This window comes from Specibacter cremeus (assembly GCF_003946885.1).
GTDB lineage: Bacteria > Actinomycetota > Actinomycetes > Actinomycetales > Micrococcaceae > Specibacter > Specibacter cremeus.
Genome location: NZ_RWKQ01000007.1, coordinates 81,802 through 97,939 on the forward strand (window position 1 = coordinate 81,802; position 16,138 = coordinate 97,939).

General features: G+C 64.8%; 22 protein-coding genes. 3 read left to right on the forward strand and 19 right to left on the reverse strand.

What is annotated here, in order from left to right; all coding sequences use genetic code 11:
* Positions 1 to 8: 8 nt before the first annotated feature.
* The 15 genes from rpsH to rpsJ form a co-directional block, all read right to left on the reverse strand.
* Entirely contained in the window at positions 9 to 407 is a 399-nt protein-coding gene (gene rpsH, locus EJC77_RS04135) for a 30S ribosomal protein S8 (protein ID WP_125610310.1), read from the reverse strand.
* Positions 408 to 532: 125 nt separating this feature from the next.
* Positions 533 to 1,102 carry a 50S ribosomal protein L5 gene (gene rplE, locus EJC77_RS04140; protein ID WP_125610311.1) on the reverse strand — a complete coding sequence of 190 codons (570 nt, stop codon included), beginning with the start codon at positions 1,100 to 1,102 and terminating at the stop codon, positions 533 to 535.
* Positions 1,102 to 1,461, reverse strand: a complete 360-nt coding sequence (rplX, locus tag EJC77_RS04145; RefSeq protein WP_125610312.1) for a 50S ribosomal protein L24 — start codon at positions 1,459 to 1,461, stop codon at positions 1,102 to 1,104. Before rplX ends, rplE begins: the two co-directional genes overlap by 1 nt.
* A gap of 3 nt (positions 1,462 to 1,464) precedes the next feature.
* On the reverse strand, positions 1,465 to 1,833 hold the full coding sequence (gene rplN, locus EJC77_RS04150; protein WP_125610341.1) for a 50S ribosomal protein L14: 369 nt from the start codon (positions 1,831 to 1,833) through the stop codon (positions 1,465 to 1,467).
* 338 nt (positions 1,834 to 2,171) lie between these two features.
* Positions 2,172 to 2,468, reverse strand: a complete 297-nt coding sequence (gene rpsQ, locus EJC77_RS04155) for a 30S ribosomal protein S17 (RefSeq protein WP_420820294.1) — start codon at positions 2,466 to 2,468, stop codon at positions 2,172 to 2,174.
* Entirely contained in the window at positions 2,465 to 2,791 is a 327-nt protein-coding gene (gene rpmC, locus EJC77_RS04160; RefSeq protein WP_125610313.1) for a 50S ribosomal protein L29, read from the reverse strand. Before rpmC ends, rpsQ begins: the two co-directional genes overlap by 4 nt.
* Before the next feature lie 2 nt (positions 2,792 to 2,793).
* Positions 2,794 to 3,210 (reverse strand): 50S ribosomal protein L16, encoded by a 417-nt coding sequence (gene rplP, locus EJC77_RS04165; RefSeq protein WP_125610314.1) that lies wholly within the window; start codon positions 3,208 to 3,210, stop codon positions 2,794 to 2,796.
* Positions 3,211 to 4,035, reverse strand: a complete 825-nt coding sequence (rpsC, locus tag EJC77_RS04170) for a 30S ribosomal protein S3 (RefSeq protein ID WP_125610315.1) — start codon at positions 4,033 to 4,035, stop codon at positions 3,211 to 3,213. It lies immediately after the preceding gene.
* Complete coding sequence (gene rplV / locus EJC77_RS04175; protein ID WP_125610316.1) at positions 4,036 to 4,401, reverse strand: 50S ribosomal protein L22; 366 nt, start codon at positions 4,399 to 4,401, stop codon at positions 4,036 to 4,038. It abuts the gene before it with no gap.
* Between the two features lie 37 nt (positions 4,402 to 4,438).
* On the reverse strand, positions 4,439 to 4,720 hold the full coding sequence (gene rpsS, locus EJC77_RS04180) for a 30S ribosomal protein S19 (RefSeq protein ID WP_003803803.1): 282 nt from the start codon (positions 4,718 to 4,720) through the stop codon (positions 4,439 to 4,441).
* Between the two features lie 12 nt (positions 4,721 to 4,732).
* On the reverse strand, positions 4,733 to 5,572 hold the full coding sequence (rplB, locus tag EJC77_RS04185; RefSeq protein ID WP_125610317.1) for a 50S ribosomal protein L2: 840 nt from the start codon (positions 5,570 to 5,572) through the stop codon (positions 4,733 to 4,735).
* Positions 5,573 to 5,602: 30 nt separating this feature from the next.
* Positions 5,603 to 5,908 (reverse strand): 50S ribosomal protein L23, encoded by a 306-nt coding sequence (gene rplW / locus EJC77_RS04190; RefSeq protein WP_125610318.1) that lies wholly within the window; start codon positions 5,906 to 5,908, stop codon positions 5,603 to 5,605.
* On the reverse strand, positions 5,905 to 6,780 hold the full coding sequence (gene rplD, locus EJC77_RS04195) for a 50S ribosomal protein L4, sunset domain variant (protein ID WP_125610319.1): 876 nt from the start codon (positions 6,778 to 6,780) through the stop codon (positions 5,905 to 5,907). Before rplD ends, rplW begins: the two co-directional genes overlap by 4 nt.
* Positions 6,781 to 6,784: 4 nt before the next feature.
* A complete protein-coding gene (gene rplC / locus EJC77_RS04200) occupies positions 6,785 to 7,435 on the reverse strand; it encodes a 50S ribosomal protein L3 (RefSeq protein WP_125610320.1) in 651 nt (216 codons plus the stop codon).
* Between the two features lie 17 nt (positions 7,436 to 7,452).
* On the reverse strand, positions 7,453 to 7,761 hold the full coding sequence (rpsJ, locus tag EJC77_RS04205) for a 30S ribosomal protein S10 (RefSeq protein WP_003803825.1): 309 nt from the start codon (positions 7,759 to 7,761) through the stop codon (positions 7,453 to 7,455).
* A 392-nt stretch (positions 7,762 to 8,153) separates the two neighbouring features.
* Between rpsJ and EJC77_RS04210 the strand changes: the two genes are divergently transcribed.
* Positions 8,154 to 9,314, forward strand: a complete 1,161-nt coding sequence (locus tag EJC77_RS04210; protein WP_240629747.1) for an MFS transporter — start codon at positions 8,154 to 8,156, stop codon at positions 9,312 to 9,314.
* 71 nt (positions 9,315 to 9,385) lie between these two features.
* Here EJC77_RS04210 and tuf read toward each other — a convergent pair whose 3' ends face one another.
* The 4 genes from tuf to rpsL all read right to left on the reverse strand — a co-directional run bounded on the left by tuf (position 9,386) and on the right by rpsL (position 13,781).
* Positions 9,386 to 10,576 carry an elongation factor Tu gene (tuf, locus tag EJC77_RS04215; RefSeq protein WP_125610321.1) on the reverse strand — a complete coding sequence of 397 codons (1,191 nt, stop codon included), beginning with the start codon at positions 10,574 to 10,576 and terminating at the stop codon, positions 9,386 to 9,388.
* A 160-nt stretch (positions 10,577 to 10,736) separates the two neighbouring features.
* Positions 10,737 to 12,851, reverse strand: coding sequence for an elongation factor G (gene fusA, locus EJC77_RS04220; RefSeq protein WP_125610322.1), 2,115 nt, complete (start codon positions 12,849 to 12,851; stop codon positions 10,737 to 10,739).
* 83 nt (positions 12,852 to 12,934) lie between these two features.
* On the reverse strand, positions 12,935 to 13,405 hold the full coding sequence (gene rpsG, locus EJC77_RS04225; protein WP_125610323.1) for a 30S ribosomal protein S7: 471 nt from the start codon (positions 13,403 to 13,405) through the stop codon (positions 12,935 to 12,937).
* Position 13,406: 1 nt separating this feature from the next.
* On the reverse strand, positions 13,407 to 13,781 hold the full coding sequence (rpsL, locus tag EJC77_RS04230) for a 30S ribosomal protein S12 (RefSeq protein WP_125610324.1): 375 nt from the start codon (positions 13,779 to 13,781) through the stop codon (positions 13,407 to 13,409).
* A gap of 415 nt (positions 13,782 to 14,196) precedes the next feature.
* On the opposite strand from rpsL, the gene EJC77_RS04235 reads away from it, so the two are divergent.
* On the forward strand, positions 14,197 to 15,186 hold the full coding sequence (locus tag EJC77_RS04235) for a patatin-like phospholipase family protein (RefSeq protein WP_164520312.1): 990 nt from the start codon (positions 14,197 to 14,199) through the stop codon (positions 15,184 to 15,186).
* Between the two features lie 114 nt (positions 15,187 to 15,300).
* Positions 15,301 to 16,065: a C1 family peptidase gene (locus tag EJC77_RS04240; protein ID WP_125610326.1), complete on the forward strand. Its 765-nt coding sequence runs from the start codon at positions 15,301 to 15,303 to the stop codon at positions 16,063 to 16,065.
* Positions 16,066 to 16,138 lie beyond the last annotated feature (73 nt).

The following is a 16,138-nucleotide window of genomic DNA, read 5'->3' on the forward strand; positions in this document are numbered from 1 at the left end:
CTTCCCTGCTACCAGACGTAGGCGAGGACTTCCCCACCCACGCCCTTCTTTGCGGCCTGGCGGTCGGTCAGCAGGCCCGAGGACGTCGACAGGATGGCGATGCCCAGCCCGCCGAGCACGTTCGGCAGGTTGGTGGACTTCGCGTAGACGCGCAGGCCGGGCTTGGAAATGCGGCGAACACCGGCGATGGAACGCTCACGGTTCGGACCGAACTTCAGGTTGATGGTCAGCTTCTTGCCCACCTCGGCGTCCTCGACGGTCCAGGAGCTGATGTAGCCCTCGGCCTTGAGGATGTCGGCGACGTGGCCCTTGAGCTTGCTGAACGGCATCGACACGGTGTCGTGGTATGCCGAGTTGGCGTTGCGCAGACGCGTCAACATGTCTGCGACAGGATCTGTCATTGTCATTTGGGCTCTAGCCCTTCCTCGTAACGGTTTCCGCCCGGTGATTGCGCCTGTCGAAATCTCGACCTAGTCGAAATCGTGGTCTCGACGAACTCGACCGCCGGTGCGCGGACCTTTTACGTAGTCGATTAATCTTCGGATTTGAACGGGAAGCCCAGCGCCTTGAGCAGCGCGCGGCCTTCGTCGTCGGTCTTGGCGGTGGTGACGACCGTGATGTCCATGCCGCGCACGCGGTCGATGGAATCCTGGTCGATCTCGTGGAACATCACCTGTTCGGTCAGGCCGAACGTGTAGTTGCCGTTGCCGTCGAACTGCTTGCCGTTGAGACCGCGGAAGTCGCGGATACGGGGCAGCGCCAGTGAGACGAGGCGGTCAACGAATTCCCACATGCGGTCGCCGCGCAGCGTGGCGTGGCAGCCGATCGGCATGCCTTCGCGCAGCTTGAACTGGGCGATCGACTTGCGGGCCTTGGTGACCATCGGCTTCTGGCCGGTGATGGCGGTCAGGTCGCGGACGGCGCCGTCGATGACCTTGGAGTCCTTGGCGGCGTCTCCAACACCCATGTTCACGACGACCTTGACCAGGCGCGGAACCTGGTTGACGTTCTGGTACTTGAATTCGTCCTGCAGCGCAGCCTTGATCTCCGCGGCGTAGCGGGTCTTCAGGCGGGGCGTGATGGAAGGTGCTTCGGCGCTCATTACAGATCCTTCCCAGAGCTCTTGGCGACACGCACGCGAACCTGGCGGGTGCGGCCGTCGCGCTCAACGGTGTCGATGCGGAAGCCGACACGGGTCGGCTTCTTCGTGGACGGGTCCACGAGCGCAACATTGGAGATGTGGATGGGTGCCTCGACGATTTCGATGCCACCGGTCTTGGTACCGCGATCGGTCTGGCCGGCCTTGGTGTGCTTCGTGACGCGGTTGACGCCCTCGACGAGCACGCGGTTGGTCTCCGTGTACACCTTCAGGACCTTGCCCTGCTTGCCGCGGTCGCCGCCGCGTTCCTGCTTGGCGCCGGTGATGACCTGAACGAGGTCACCCTTCTTGATCTTTGCCATAAGTTACAGCACCTCCGGAGCCAACGAGATGATCTTCATGAACTTCTTGTCACGGAGTTCACGGCCAACCGGGCCGAAGATACGGGTACCGCGGGGGTCCCCGTCGTTCTTGAGAATGACAGCCGCGTTCTCGTCGAACTTGATGTAGGAACCGTCCGCACGGCGGCGTTCCTTCTTGGTACGAACGATGACGGCCTTGACGACGTCACCCTTCTTGACGTTGCCGCCAGGGATTGCGTCCTTGACGGTGGCGACGATCGTGTCGCCGATGCCTGCGTAGCGGCGCCCGGAACCACCGAGAACGCGGATGGTCAAGATTTCCTTGGCCCCCGTGTTGTCGGCGATCTTGAGCCGCGACTCCTGCTGAATCACTGTTTCTCCTGTTCGTCGCGCCGGTTCTCGGGCCATGAACTGTCCATGGCGCGAGCCTTGCGGAACGGATTGATCGGGATGTCTCACAACGCGCCTGGATTTTGCCAGAACACGCCTAAATGTCCGTGCCGGCGTCCACTTTTCGCTGGCGCTTCCACGGCCGGGCGACAGTTTGAAGCGGCACGAACATTTACGAGGTTGTTGCCGCGACCCTCGACAGGGCGCAGCAACACACCATCCTAGCATGGATGGCAACCGCCCTTTAAAGCGCGACGGCGGGAGGTCACCTTACGCGTTCGAAGGTGGCCTCCCGCCGTCGTGCCTTACGGCAACAAGCCCTACTTGGCCTTTTCCAGGATCTCGACCAGGCGCCACCGCTTGGTGGCGGACAGCGGCCGGGTCTCCGAGATCAGGACCAGGTCGCCGATGCCGGCGCTGTTCAGCTCGTCATGGGCCTTGACCTTCTTGTTGCGGCGCATGACCTTGCCGTACAGGGCGTGCTTCACGCGGTCCTCGACCTCGACCACGATGGTCTTTTCCATCTTGTCCGAGACGACGTAGCCGCGCAGCTTCTTGCGCTCGCCGCGCACCGGGGCGCCGGCCCCGGACTCGTTGGTGTTCACAGACTCACTCACTTGGCGTCCTCCTCGGACTTCTCAGCCTGCTTGGCGGCCTTCTTGGCGTCCTTTTCAGCCTTCTTATCCGACTTTTCCGCCGGAACCGGCGCGGCGACGACGTCCGGGCGAATGCCCAGTTCGCGCTCGCGCAGCACCGTGTAGATGCGGGCGATGTCACGCTTCACGGCGCGCAGGCGCCCGTGGCTTTCCAGCTGGCCGGTGGCCGACTGGAAACGCAGGTTGAACAGTTCCTCCTTGGCCTTGCGCAGCTCTTCAACAAGGCGCTCGTTGTCGAACCCTTCAAGCTGCGCAGGTGCCAGATCCTTCGATCCCACTGCCATCTCTACTCACCACCTTCGCGACGCACGATGCGCGCCTTCAACGGCAGCTTGTGGATCGCCAGGCGAAGGGCCTCGCGAGCTACCTCTTCATTGACACCCGAGAGTTCGAACAGAACCCGGCCAGGCTTGACGTTGGCAACCCACCACTCCGGCGAGCCCTTGCCGGAACCCATGCGGGTTTCGGCCGGCTTCTTCGTCAACGGACGGTCCGGGTAGATGTTGATCCACACCTTGCCGCCACGCTTGATGTGACGCGTCATGGCGATACGGGCGGACTCGATCTGGCGGTTGGTCACGTAGGCCGGCGTCAGGGCCTGGATGCCCCATTCACCGAAGCTGACCGTGGTGCCGCCGGTAGCCTGCCCGGAACGACCCGGGTGGTGCTGCTTGCGGAACTTTACTCGACGTGGGATAAGCATTTAAGCCTGTCCTCCTTCTGCTGCCGGGGCAGCAGCCTCTGCGGCCGGTGCGGCTGCAGCTTCACTGCGGTCATTACGACGGCGGTCCCCACCACGGCGGTCGCCGCCGCGGCGGTCGTCGCCTTCACGGCGCGGGCCACGGCCACGGGAAGGAGCGGCGGCCGCCTGGGCGGCCAGTTCCTTGCTCGTGACATCGCCCTTGTAGATCCACACCTTCACACCGATGCGGCCGAACACCGTCTTGGCCTCGAAGAAGCCGTAGTCGATGTTCGCGCGCAGCGTGTGCAGCGGCACCCGGCCCTCGCGGTAGAACTCGGTGCGGGACATTTCCGCACCGCCCAGGCGGCCGGCGCAAGCGACACGGATGCCCTTGACGGCGCCCGTGCGCTGTGCGGACTGCATGGCCTTCTTCATGGCGCGGCGGAACGCCACACGCGAAGTCAGCTGCTCGGCGATGCCCTGGGCGACGAGCTGGGCGTCGGCCTCCGGGTTCTTCACCTCCAGGATGTTCAACTGCACCTGCTTGCCGGTGAGCTTTTCGAGCTCGCCGCGGATGCGGTCGGCCTCGGCGCCGCGGCGGCCGATGACGATGCCCGGACGGGCCGTGTGGATGTCCACGCGGACACGGTCGCGGGTGCGCTCGATCTCGACCTTGGAGATGCCGGCGCGCTCCATGCCGGTGGACATGAGCTGGCGGATCTTCACATCCTCACGGACGAAGTCCTTGTACCGCTGGCCGGGCTTGTTGCTGTCCGCGAACCAGTGCGACACGTGGTCGGTGGTGATCCCGAGACGGAACCCGTGCGGGTTTACTTTCTGTCCCACTTAGCGAGCCTCCTCTTTCTCGGGTGTGGCCACAACCACGGTGACGTGGCTGGTGCGCTTCTTGATCTGGTACGCACGGCCCTGGGCGCGCGGCTGGAACCGCTTCATCGTGGGGCCCTCGTCAACGAAGATTTCGCTGATGTACAGATCGTTTTCGTTGAACGCGACGCTGTCGCGGTCAGCCAGCACCCGGGCGTTCGCCACGGCTGACTGGACTACCTTGAATACCGGCTCCGAAGCTGCCTGGGGGGCAAACTTCAGGATCGCCAATGCCTCATTCGCCTGCTTGCCACGAATCAGGTTGACGACGCGCCGGGCCTTCATAGGCGTGACGCGCAGATGACGCGCACTTGCCTTGGCTTCCATTGCTATCCTTCTCTCGTCTTAGCCGTACGAGCAGCGCCTAGCGGCGCTTGCCCTTACGGTCGTCCTTCACATGGCCGCGGAAAGTCCGCGTGGGGGCGAATTCGCCGAGCTTGTGCCCGACCATCGACTCGGTCACGAACACGGGGATGTGCTTGCGACCGTCGTGCACGGCGATCGTGTGACCCAGCATGTCCGGGATGATCATCGAGCGGCGGGACCAGGTCTTGATGACGTTCTTGGTACCCTTTTCGTTTTCCCTGGCTACCTTGACAAAGAGGTGCTGGTCAACGAAGGGACCCTTCTTCAGGCTGCGTGGCATGTTTCCAGGCTCCTATCGCTTGTTCTTGCCAGTACGACGGCGACGCACAATGAGTTTGTCGCTCTCTTTGTTCGGGCGGCGGGTGCGGCCCTCGGGCTTGCCGTTGGGGTTGACCGGGTGACGACCACCGGAGGTCTTGCCCTCGCCACCACCATGCGGGTGGTCGACCGGGTTCATGACGACACCACGCACGGTCGGGCGGACGCCCTTCCAGCGCATGCGCCCGGCCTTGCCCCAGTTGATGTTCGACTGCTCGGCATTGCCGACCTCGCCCACCGTTGCACGGCAGCGGGCGTCGACGTTGCGGATTTCGCCGGACGGCAGACGCAGCTGGGCGAAACGGCCTTCCTTGGCGACGAGCTGGACGGACGCACCGGCGGAGCGGGCCATCTTGGCGCCGCCGCCGGGACGCAGCTCCACGGCGTGGATAACGGTACCCACCGGGATGTTGCGCAGCGGCAGGTTGTTGCCCGGCTTGATGTCGGCCTGGGGGCCGGCCTCGACGAAGTCGCCCTGCTTGAGCTTGTTCGGGGCGACGATGTAGCGCTTGGTGCCATCAACGTAGTGCAGGAGGGCGATACGCGCGGTGCGGTTCGGATCGTATTCGATCTCGGCAACGCGGGCGTTGACGCCGTCCTTGTCGTGGCGACGGAAGTCGATCAGGCGGTACTGGCGCTTGTGGCCACCACCCTTGTGACGTGTCGTGATACGACCGGTGTTGTTGCGGCCGCCCTTCTTGGGCAGGGGACGGACCAGAGACTTCTCCGGCGTCGACCGCGTGATTTCGCTGAAGTCGGCAACGCTGGAGCCGCGCAGGCCCGGCGTTGTCGGCTTGTACTTACGGATTCCCATAGTTTATTTCCTCGTTAAAGTGGTCTCCGCTTAGGAAAGCGGACCGCCGAAGATGTCGATCGTGCCGTTCTTCAGGGTGACAATGGCACGCTTGGTGTTCTTGCGCTGCCCCCATCCGAACTTGGTGCGCTTGCGCTTGCCGGCACGGTTGATGGTGTTGATCGAGTCGACCTTGACGGAGAAGATCTTCTCCACGGCCAGCTTGATCTCGGTCTTGTTCGAGCGGGGATCGACCAGGAAGGTGTACTTTCCTTCGTCGATGAGCCCGTAGCTCTTCTCCGAGACGACGGGAGCGATGATCACGTCGCGCGGGTCCTTGTTGGTGATGGCGCTCACTTGGCGTCCTCCTCAATCACGGTCTCTGAAATGGCTTGCGCCGCTTCGCCACCGGCGGGGACAAAGCCTGCGGCCTTGGCGTCCTCGACGGTCTCGAACCAGACCTCGGCCACGGTGGCGTCATACCAACGCGAACCGGGAACGTGGTACTTCATGGAGTCCTGGTTGCCCTTGATGCGGCCTTCGCCGGCGTCAACGGCGGCAGCCTTGGCGGCGCCGGCCTCTTCGACGACGATGGATTCCTCGACGAGCAGCATGCTGGAGGCGAACGCCTCGGACGCGGCCCGGCCGGTCACGAAGGTCTCGTAGGCGGTCTCGGTGAAGATGACGTCATCGGAGACCAGGACGTCGTACGTGTTCAGCTGGTCGACGTACAGCACGTGCACGTTCTCCAGGTTGCGGGTGCTCAGCGCGGCCACGTCGTTGCCGCGCTCGATCACGACGAGCGCGTTCCTGCGGCTGGTCACCTCGGCCAGGGCTGCCTTGGCGGCCTTCGTGGACGGGGTGGATCCGGCAACCAGCTCGGCGATCACGTGGATGCGGCCGTTGCGGGCCCGGTCCGACAAGGCCCCGCGCAAGGCGGCGGCCTTCATCTTCTTGGGGGTGCGCTGGCTGTAGTCACGCGGCGTCGGGCCGTGGACGACGCCACCACCGGTCATGTGCGGGGCGCGGATGGAGCCCTGGCGGGCGCGACCGGTGCCCTTCTGCTTGAACGGCTTGCGACCGGCGCCGCTTACCTCGGCGCGGGTCTTGGTCTTGTGGGTACCCTGGCGAGCGGCCGCGAGCTGGGCGACGACGACCTGGTGCAGCAGCGGCACGTTGGTCTGGACGTCGAAGATCTCTGCGGGCAGGTCAACCTTGACAGTAGCCATTTGTTTATGCTCCCTTCACGGCGGTGCGCACGAGGACGACCCGGCCGCGGGCGCCGGGAACGGCACCCTTGATCAGCAGCAGCGATTTCTCGGCATCCACGGCGTGAACCGTCAGGTTCATCGTCGTGTGGCGCACGGCGCCCATGCGGCCGGCCATGCGGACGCCCTTGAAAACGCGACCGGGGGTGGACGCGCCACCGATGGAACCGGGCTTGCGGTGGTTCTTGTGGGCACCGTGCGAGGCGCCAACACCGTGGAAGCCGTGACGCTTCATGACACCGGCGAAGCCCTTGCCCTTGGTGGTGCCGACGACGTCGATCTTCTGGCCGGCGGCAAAGATCTCAACGGAGAGCTCCTGGCCGAGCGTGTAGGAGTCGGCGTCGGCGGTGCGCAGCTCGACGACGTGGCGGCGCGGGGTGACCCCGGCCTTCTCGAAGTGGCCGGCCAGCGGCTTGGTCACCTTGCGCGGATCGATCTGGCCGTAGCCGATCTGGACGGCGGTGTAGCCGTCGACCTCCGCGTTGAGCAGCTGGGTGACGACGTTGGTGTCGGCCTGCACGACGGTGACGGGAACAAGCTTGTTGTTCTCATCCCAGACCTGGGTCATGCCGAGCTTCGTGCCCAGCAGCCCCTGAACGTTGCGGGACGTGGTCATAGTTATCTCAGCCTCCCTTACAACTTGATTTCGATGTTCACGTCGGCCGGCAGGTCGAGACGCATGAGCGAGTCAACAGCCTTCGGCGTGGGGTCGATGATGTCGATCAGACGCTTGTGCGTGCGCATTTCGAAGTGCTCGCGGCTGTCCTTGTACTTGTGCGGAGAACGAATGACACAGTAAACGTTCTTCTCGGTGGGCAGCGGCACCGGGCCGACTACCGTAGCGCCTGCGCGCGTGACCGTCTCAACGATCTTCCGAGCCGAAACATCAATGACCTCGTGGTCATATGACTTCAGCCGGATGCGGATTTTTTGTCCCGCCATGGCGTCGTGACTCTCTTTCCTGTAACGAAGCGCCCTAGAAGCAGCGGCGCTGTTGACGTAAACACTGTTTACTTACCTGTTCCACGTGGCCCTTGCGGCCACTCTCCCAACGAACTGAATCCGGACATTTCCGGGTTCCTCAATCCGCCGAAGCTCCGACCCCCGCGGTCGGGCGTGTCGCGAGTGATTCGCGCACGTACCCGCGGAATTTGCGAGGGTGGGTCATGTTTGGGCTTCAACTTGGACCCTGGCGCCGAGCATTATCTCGGCCGGGACGCGAAAAAGCGCTTGAACAACTCACCTAGTATGCCGGATATTGACGACCGATGCCAACTGCGGAGGCGGCCCCCGGCCACCGAAGCGCGTCCGGCGCGCGTGAGATGCTGTGTGCTGTGAGAAACGTCACCTCCGCATCGCCTGCCGCCGGCATCGCGGCCGTCCCGACCGTCCGCGTCGGCGGACGCTGGATCACGTTCTTCGCGTTGAGCTGGTTCGGCGTCTGGATCGCCCAGCTCACCCCCGTCCAGCTGCTGTTGCCGGTGCAGATCGAGTCGCTGCTGGCCACGACCGACTGGGTGCGCAACGTCGTCGGCTTCGGTTACATCTCCGGCATCGCCGGGGCGTTCGCGCTCGTCGCCTATCCGCTGACCGGCGCCCTGTCCGACCGCACGACGTCCCGCTGGGGCCGGCGCCGGCCGTGGATCGCCGTCGGCACGCTCGGATTCGCCGCTTCACTGCTGGTCCTCGGCGTGCAGTCGACGCTGCCGGGGGTGGGCGTGTGCTGGGTGGCGGCGAGCACGTTCTTCTGCGTGTTGACGGCGGCATTGACGACGGCAATCTCCGACCAGGTCCCGGTCAACCAGCGCGGCTACGTCTCCGGTTGGATCTCGGCGCCACAGGCCATCGGCATCATCGCCGGCATCGTGCTGGTCACGGCGCTGGGGCTGGGCACCTTCGCCGGCTACGCGCTGATGGCCGGGCTGCTCGTCCTGCTGGGGCTGCCGTTCCTGCTGCTCATCCCGGACCAGGTGCTCCCCCGCCGGCTCCTGCCGCGGCGCTCGTTCCGCTCCCTGGTCGACGGGTTGTGGATCAGCCCGCGCCGTCACCCGGACTTCGGCTGGACGCTGCTCAGCCGCGTGCTGGTCAACCTGGGCAACGCGTTGGGCACCGGCTTGCTGCTGTACTTCCTCGAGTTCGGCCTGCACGTGGCGTCCGCCGAGGACTCGCTGATCCTGCTCACGCTCGTCTACATGGTGCTCGTCATCGTCGCCTCGCTGTGGCTGGGCAGGCGCTCCGACAGGCTGGGCCTGGGCTACGGCTGCTTCCTGTCCGTCGACCAGGCACTGGCCACCCAGGTGCTACCCGACCAGTTGTCGCGCGGGAAGGACCTGGGCATCATGAACATCGCCCTGACCGTGCCGCAGGCGATCGCGCCCATGCTCGGTGCACTGCTGGTGCAGGCGACCGGCGGGTTCACGTGGCTGTTCGTGGCCTCCGGGCTGACCGCGCTGGCCGGCGCCCTTGCCGTTGGGCGGGTCAAAGGCGTCCGATGACGGCGAGGGGCGGGCACGCGAAAAAGCCCCCGGCCGGAGCCGGGGGCTTTTCGGATGATCAACCGGGAATGCTACTTGGTGATCTTGGTGACGCGGCCCGAGCCAACGGTGCGGCCACCCTCACGGATGGCGAAGCCGAGGCCCTCTTCCATGGCGATCGGCTGGATGAGCTCGACCGACATTTCGGTGTTGTCGCCGGGCATGACCATTTCCGTGCCCTCGGGCAGGGTGATGACGCCGGTAACGTCCGTGGTGCGGAAGTAGAACTGCGGGCGGTAGTTCGAGTAGAACGGGTTGTGGCGGCCGCCTTCGTCCTTGGACAGGATGTAGACGTTGGCCTCGAAGTTCGTGTGCGGGGTGATGGAGCCCGGCTTCACGACAACTTGGCCACGCTCCACGTCTTCACGCTTGATGCCGCGCAGCAGCAGGCCACAGTTCTCGCCGGCCCAGGCCTCGTCGAGCTGCTTATGGAACATTTCGATGCCGGTGACCGTGGTCTTCTGGACCGGGCGGATGCCGACGATCTCGACCTCGGAGTTGATGGCCAGCGTGCCACGCTCGGCGCGGCCCGTCACGACGGTGCCGCGGCCGGTGATGGTGAAGACATCTTCAACCGGCATCAGGAACGGCTTGTCACGGTCACGAACCGGGTCCGGCACGTTCTCGTCGACGGCTTCCATCAGGTCCTCAACGGCCTTGACCCACACCGGGTCGCCTTCCAGGGCCTTCAGGCCGGAGACGCGAATGACCGGGGCGTTGTCGCCGTCGAAGCCCTGCGAGGAGAGCAGTTCGCGAACCTCCATCTCGACCAGGTCGAGCAGTTCCTCGTCGTCGACCATGTCGGACTTGTTCAGCGCGACCAGCAGGTAGGGCACGCCCACCTGGCGGGCGAGCAGGACGTGCTCGCGGGTCTGGGCCATCGGGCCGTCGGTGGCGGCGACCACGAGGATGGCACCATCCATCTGGGCGGCACCGGTGATCATGTTCTTGATGTAGTCGGCGTGACCGGGGGCATCAACGTGCGCGTAGTGGCGCTTCTCCGTCTGGTACTCGACGTGGGAGATGTTGATGGTGATGCCGCGCTGACGCTCTTCCGGTGCGGAGTCGATGGACGCGAAGTCGCGCTTCTCGTTCAGATCCGGGAACTTGTCGTACAGCACCTTGGAAATGGCAGCCGTCAACGTGGTCTTGCCATGGTCAACGTGACCGATGGTGCCGATGTTAACGTGCGGCTTAGTCCGCTCGAACTTTGCCTTCGCCACGGGTTCCTCCTAGAACTTTTTCAGAAGACTTACTTCGACGACGCTTTTCGTCACCGAAACCGTAGCAAGTCTACTGGGGGCTTTTGATATTTACTAAATTGCTGGTAGTCCGCGTGGTGTGCCGGCGTGCTGCCGGCACACCACGCGGTCCAAGGTGCGGTTACTCGCCGCGGGCCTTCTGGATGATCTCGTCGGCGACGGCCTTCGGAACTTCCGCGTAGCTGTTGAACTGCATCGAGTACACGGCGCGGCCCTGGGTCTTGGACCGCAGGTCGCCGATGTAGCCGAACATGCCCGACAACGGCACCAGGGCGCGAATGACCTTCACACCGCTGGCATCCTCCATCGACTGCATCTGGCCGCGGCGGGAGTTGATGTCGCCGATGACCTCACCCATGTACTCCTCGGGGGTGCGGACTTCAACCTCCATCATCGGCTCGAGCAGGACCGGGTTGGCCTTTCGCGCGGCTTCCTTGAACGCCATGCGACCGGCGATCTTGAAGGCCATTTCGGAAGAGTCGACGTCGTGGGAGGCGCCGTCGAGCAGCGTCGCCTTGATGCCGACAACCGGGTAGCCGGCCAGGACGCCGTCGGCGAGAGCCGACTGGATGCCCTGGTCGACGCTGGGGATGTACTCGCGCGGGACACGGCCACCGGTGACCTTGTTCTCGAACTCGTACAGCGCACCCTCCGCGGTGTCCAGCGGCTCGAGGGCAATCTGGATCTTTGCGAACTGGCCGGAGCCGCCGGTCTGCTTCTTGTGCGTGTAGTCGAGCTTCTCGACCTTGCGCTTGATGGTTTCGCGGTAGGCCACCTGCGGCTTGCCGACGTTGGCCTCGACGTTGAATTCGCGGCGCATGCGGTCCACCAGGATGTCCAGGTGGAGCTCGCCCATGCCGCCGATCTCGGTCTGGCCGGTGTCCTCGTTGAGGTTGACGGTGAACGTCGGGTCCTCGGCGGAGAGCTTCTGGATGGCCGTGGACAGCTTCTCCTGGTCACCCTTGGTCTTCGGCTCGATGGCCACGAAGATCACCGGCTCGGGGAACGTCATGGATTCCAGCACGATCGGGTTGGCCGGATCGCACAGGGTGTCACCGGTGGTGGTGTCCTTCAGCCCGATGACGGCGTAGATGTGACCGGCGTGGATCTCGTCGACCGGCATCTCCTTGTTGGCGTGCATCTGGAAGAGCTTTCCGATGCGCTCCTTCTTCTGCTTCGTCGAGTTCAGCAGCTGCGTCCCGGAGGATGCCTTGCCGGAGTAGACGCGGATGAAGTTCAACTGCCCGAAGAACGGGTGCGTGGCGATCTTGAACGCCAGGGCCGAGAACGGCTCGTCCTCGGACGGCTTGCGCTTCAGTTCAATGGACTCGTCCTTGGGGTCGTGGCCGATCATGGCCTCGACATCCAGCGGCGACGGCAGGTAGTCGATGACGGCGTCGAGCATCGGCTGGACACCGCGGTTCTTGAACGCGGAACCACAGAACACCGGGTAGAGCTCCGAGTTGACGGTCATCTTGCGGATGCCCGCCTTCAGCTCGTCAATGGTCAGCTCTTCGCCCTCGAGGTACTTCTCCATGAGTTCCTCGGAAGCTTCGGCGACCGCCTCGACCAGGGTGTGGCGGTATTCCTCGGCCTTGGCCTGCAGGTCCGCGGGGATGTCCTGGACCTCGTAGTTGGCGCCCATGGTGACGTCACCCTTGGAGTCGCCGGCCCAGACGAACGCCTTCATGCTCAGCAGGTCGACGACGCCGACGAAGTCGCTCTCGGCACCGATCGGCAGCTGCATGACCAGCGGGCGCGCGCCCAGGCGGTTGACGATGGTGTCGACCGTGAAGTAGAAGTCGGCGCCCAGCTTGTCCATCTTGTTGACGAAGCAGATGCGCGGGACGTTGTACTTGTCGGCCTGGCGCCAGACGGTCTCCGACTGCGGCTCCACGCCCTCCTTGCCGTCGAAGACGGCAACGGCGCCATCGAGCACACGCAGGGAGCGCTCAACCTCAACCGTGAAGTCCACGTGGCCGGGGGTGTCGATGATGTTGATCTGGTTCTTGTTCCAGAAACAGGTCACGGCGGCGCTCGTGATGGTGATGCCGCGTTCCTTTTCCTGTTCCATCCAGTCGGTCGTCGAGGCGCCATCGTGCGTTTCGCCGAGCTTGTGGTTCACACCCGTGTAAAACAGGATGCGTTCCGTAGTGGTGGTCTTGCCGGCATCAATGTGGGCCATGATGCCGATATTGCGGACCTTGTTGAGGTCGGTAAGCACGTCCTGTGCCACGGTTACTCCCTAAATTTCCAGGTTCTCCAAGAGAGCGTCGGCACCTTGGCGGGGGTTGCCCGCCAAGGTGCCGGCAGTCTCTGCTACCAGCGGTAGTGGGCGAAGGCCTTGTTGGAATCAGCCATCTTGTGGGTGTCTTCCCGGCGCTTGACAGCGGCACCAAGGCCGTTGGAGGCATCCAGGATTTCGTTGCGAAGACGCTCGGTCATCGTCTTCTCGCGGCGGGCCTTCGAGTAGCCGACCAGCCAGCGCAGCGCGAGCGCCGTGGCGCGACCGGGCTTGACCTCGACCGGGACCTGGTAGGTGGCGCCACCGACGCGGCGGGACTTCACCTCCAGGCTGGGCCTGATGTTGTCCATGGCCTTCTTCAAGGTGGCGACCGGATCGGTGCCGGTCTTCTCCTGCGTGCCGGCCAGCGCACCGTAGACGATGCGCTCCGCGGTGGACTTCTTGCCGTCGACGAGGACCTTGTTGATCAGCTGGGTGACCAACGGGGAGCCGTAGACGGGATCGACAACGAGCGGCCGCTTGGGGGCCGGACCCTTGCGAGGCATATTACTTCTTCTCCATCTTCGCGCCGTAGCGGCTGCGGGCCTGCTTGCGGTTCTTCACACCCTGCGTATCGAGGGCGCCACGGACGATCTTGTAGCGGACACCGGGAAGGTCCTTCACACGGCCGCCACGCACGAGCACAATCGAGTGCTCCTGGAGGTTGTGGCCGACGCCGGGGATGTAGGCGGTCACTTCGACGCCGCCGTTCAGGCGCACGCGGGCGACCTTGCGCAGCGCCGAGTTCGGCTTCTTCGGGGTGGTGGTGTAGACGCGCGTGCAAACGCCGCGTTTCATCGGGCTGCCCTTCAGTGCGGGAGCCTTGGTCTTGGAGACCTTGGGTGAGCGGCCCTTGCGGACCAGCTGCTGAATCGTAGGCACTTTCGTGTTCTCCGTATGTTTTCGTCAGATGACTCTTGTAGCCACCCGGCACGGTCCACCCGCCGTCAATGCCTGGCATCGAGGGTGGGCGTCCTCGCCGGGAAGCCGCTTACTGGTAGTCGCATACATACGCGACTAACCAGCGCCTAGGCATGCGAAAATGTGGCATTCGTTGTACATGAACCCTACAACCCGGAACCGCGCCCGGACTCCCCGGTTTCCCGGCGACCCGCAGGCACTCTCATCCACTGCCACACTAACAATTACCACCAATTCTAGCATGGCCCGGGCACAACCCTTGACGGGTGGCTCCGGCGCGCGCATCCTCAAGATACTCCATGCCGCACGGCAGCCGGCGTGCGGTGTCGCTCATTGGGCGGCACAGCGGAGCGGCGCGATTGAATGCGGGTGTGTCATGGCGGATGCGGATTTGGTCCTCGAGGGCGGCGGGGTCAAGGGCTCCGGGCTGGTGGGCGCCGTCACGGCGCTGGCCACCCACGATGACCCGTACACATTCCACCGGGTCGCGGGCACCTCCGCGGGTGCCATCGTGGCCGGGCTGATTGCCGCCGGCATGAGCGTCGCGGAGGTCAAGGACGTCATGGACACGCTCGACTTCACCCGGTTCGAGGACGAGCAGGGGTTCATGGCGCACGTCCCCGGCGTCGGGCAGGCCTCCGGGCTGCTCCTGCACGAGGGCCTGTACGCCGGCGGGTTCCTGCACGACTGGATCAGCGGGGTGCTGGCATCCCGCGGGGTCCACACCTGGGCGGACCTGAAGGACACGGACCCCGGCAGCGCCCTCCCCCCGGAACAGCGCTACAAGCTCGTCGTGATCGTCTCCGACGTCTCCCGTGGGCTCATGCTCCGCCTCCCGTGGGACTACGAGCCGCTGCTGGGCCTGGACCCCGATGAGATGCCCGTGGCCGATGCCATCCGGGCGTCCGCGTCGATCCCGTTCTTCTTCCGGCCGTGGAAGATGCCCGCCAACACGGACGTGGCCGGGCACGACCACATCATCTGCACCGACGGCGGCATGCTCTCCAACTTCCCCATGTCCATCTTCGACCGCACCGACGACCGGCCGGCGCGCTGGCCGACCCTGGGTGTGAAACTGTCCGGCCAGTCCACCATCCGCTCCGAGGACTGGCACCCGGACAATACAAACGTCGAACTGGCCAAGTCGCTGCTGAGTACCATGATGGGCGCCCACGACCGCGTCTACGTCAACGACCCGCGCTCCGCCTCGCGCACCATCTTCGTCGACACCTCCGCCTACCGCGCCACCGACTTCCATCTGAGCTCCACGGACAAGGAGACACTGTTCAACACGGGGCTGGGCAGCGGGCAGCGGTTCCTGTCGGAATGGAACTGGGATGCCTGGAAGGCGGGGGGCTACCTGTAGACGCCGGCGACGCCGGGCATCTTGACGCCGCCGCCGGCGCGGGGGAGGCTCGGACTATCGCATGCTGTCTCGCGTCCCATCGGACGGCAGCTTGCGGAAGGAGGGTTCAACGTCATGACACGCACCGATCCCCGCTACGGCTGGGTCCCCGACTTGCCGGACCAGCGCGATTACCACTACGCCGCGCCGCCCGCCGTGGCAGCGGCCCTTCCGCCGTCAATCGACCTCACCCCCCTGTGCCCGCCGGTCTACGACCAGGGACAGCTGGGCTCCTGCACGGGCAACGGGGTCGCCGGGGTGCTGCAATTTGATGCACTCAAGGAGAAGCTGGCGGACTCGTCCACGCCGTCGCGCCTCTTCATCTATTACAACGAGCGGGTCATCGAGGGCACCGTCGGATCCGACTCCGGGGCGCAGATCCGCGACGGCATCAAGACGGTGGCCGGCACGGGCGCGTGTGATGAGACGCTGTGGCCGTACGACATCACCCAATTCGCGGTCAAGCCGCCACCGGAGTGCTATTCCGCAGCCGCCGGACGGCGGGCCATTGTCTATTCGCGCGTCAGCCAAACCCTCAGCCAGCTGAAGGGCTGCCTGGCCTCCGGCTATCCGATCGTGTTTGGATTCACCGTCTACCAGAGCTTCGAAAGCCCCGCCGTGGCCGCCACCGGGGTGGTGCCCATGCCCGCCTCGGGCGAGGGCGTGCTCGGCGGGCACTGCGTGGTGGCGGTGGGCTACGACGACGCCAGCCAGCGTTTCACGATCCGCAACTCCTGGGGCACGAACTGGGGGCTGGCCGGCTACGCCACCATGCCGTACGCGTACCTGCTCAGCACCCAGCTGGCCAATGACTTTTGGACCGTGAGGTCCACCAGCTGAGCCCCGTCAGCTGAACCCTGAGCCCCGGCACGGGGTGAGGGGACGACGACGGCCCGTCACCTTCCGGGTGGAA

What these genes read in the sequence shown, in the direction of transcription:
- rplV (WP_125610316.1), bottom strand. Translation starts at nt 4,401, where the DNA reads ATGGAAGCCAAGGCAAGTGCGCGTCATCTGCGCGTCACGCCTATGAAG.
- EJC77_RS04235 (WP_164520312.1), top strand. Translation starts at nt 14,197, where the DNA reads ATGGCGGATGCGGATTTGGTCCTCGAGGGCGGCGGGGTCAAGGGCTCC.
- EJC77_RS04240 (WP_125610326.1), top strand. Translation starts at nt 15,301, where the DNA reads ATGACACGCACCGATCCCCGCTACGGCTGGGTCCCCGACTTGCCGGAC.
- rplC (WP_125610320.1), bottom strand. Translation starts at nt 7,435, where the DNA reads ATGACCACGTCCCGCAACGTTCAGGGGCTGCTGGGCACGAAGCTCGGC.
- rplP (WP_125610314.1), bottom strand. Translation starts at nt 3,210, where the DNA reads ATGCTTATCCCACGTCGAGTAAAGTTCCGCAAGCAGCACCACCCGGGT.
- rpsJ (WP_003803825.1), bottom strand. Translation starts at nt 7,761, where the DNA reads ATGGCGGGACAAAAAATCCGCATCCGGCTGAAGTCATATGACCACGAG.
- rplE (WP_125610311.1), bottom strand. Translation starts at nt 1,102, where the DNA reads ATGAGCGCCGAAGCACCTTCCATCACGCCCCGCCTGAAGACCCGCTAC.
- rpsH (WP_125610310.1), bottom strand. Translation starts at nt 407, where the DNA reads ATGACAATGACAGATCCTGTCGCAGACATGTTGACGCGTCTGCGCAAC.
- rplX (WP_125610312.1), bottom strand. Translation starts at nt 1,461, where the DNA reads ATGGCAAAGATCAAGAAGGGTGACCTCGTTCAGGTCATCACCGGCGCC.
- rplD (WP_125610319.1), bottom strand. Translation starts at nt 6,780, where the DNA reads ATGGCTACTGTCAAGGTTGACCTGCCCGCAGAGATCTTCGACGTCCAG.
- rpsG (WP_125610323.1), bottom strand. Translation starts at nt 13,405, where the DNA reads ATGCCTCGCAAGGGTCCGGCCCCCAAGCGGCCGCTCGTTGTCGATCCC.
- rpmC (WP_125610313.1), bottom strand. Translation starts at nt 2,791, where the DNA reads ATGGCAGTGGGATCGAAGGATCTGGCACCTGCGCAGCTTGAAGGGTTC.
- rplB (WP_125610317.1), bottom strand. Translation starts at nt 5,572, where the DNA reads ATGGGAATCCGTAAGTACAAGCCGACAACGCCGGGCCTGCGCGGCTCC.
- rpsS (WP_003803803.1), bottom strand. Translation starts at nt 4,720, where the DNA reads ATGCCACGCAGCCTGAAGAAGGGTCCCTTCGTTGACCAGCACCTCTTT.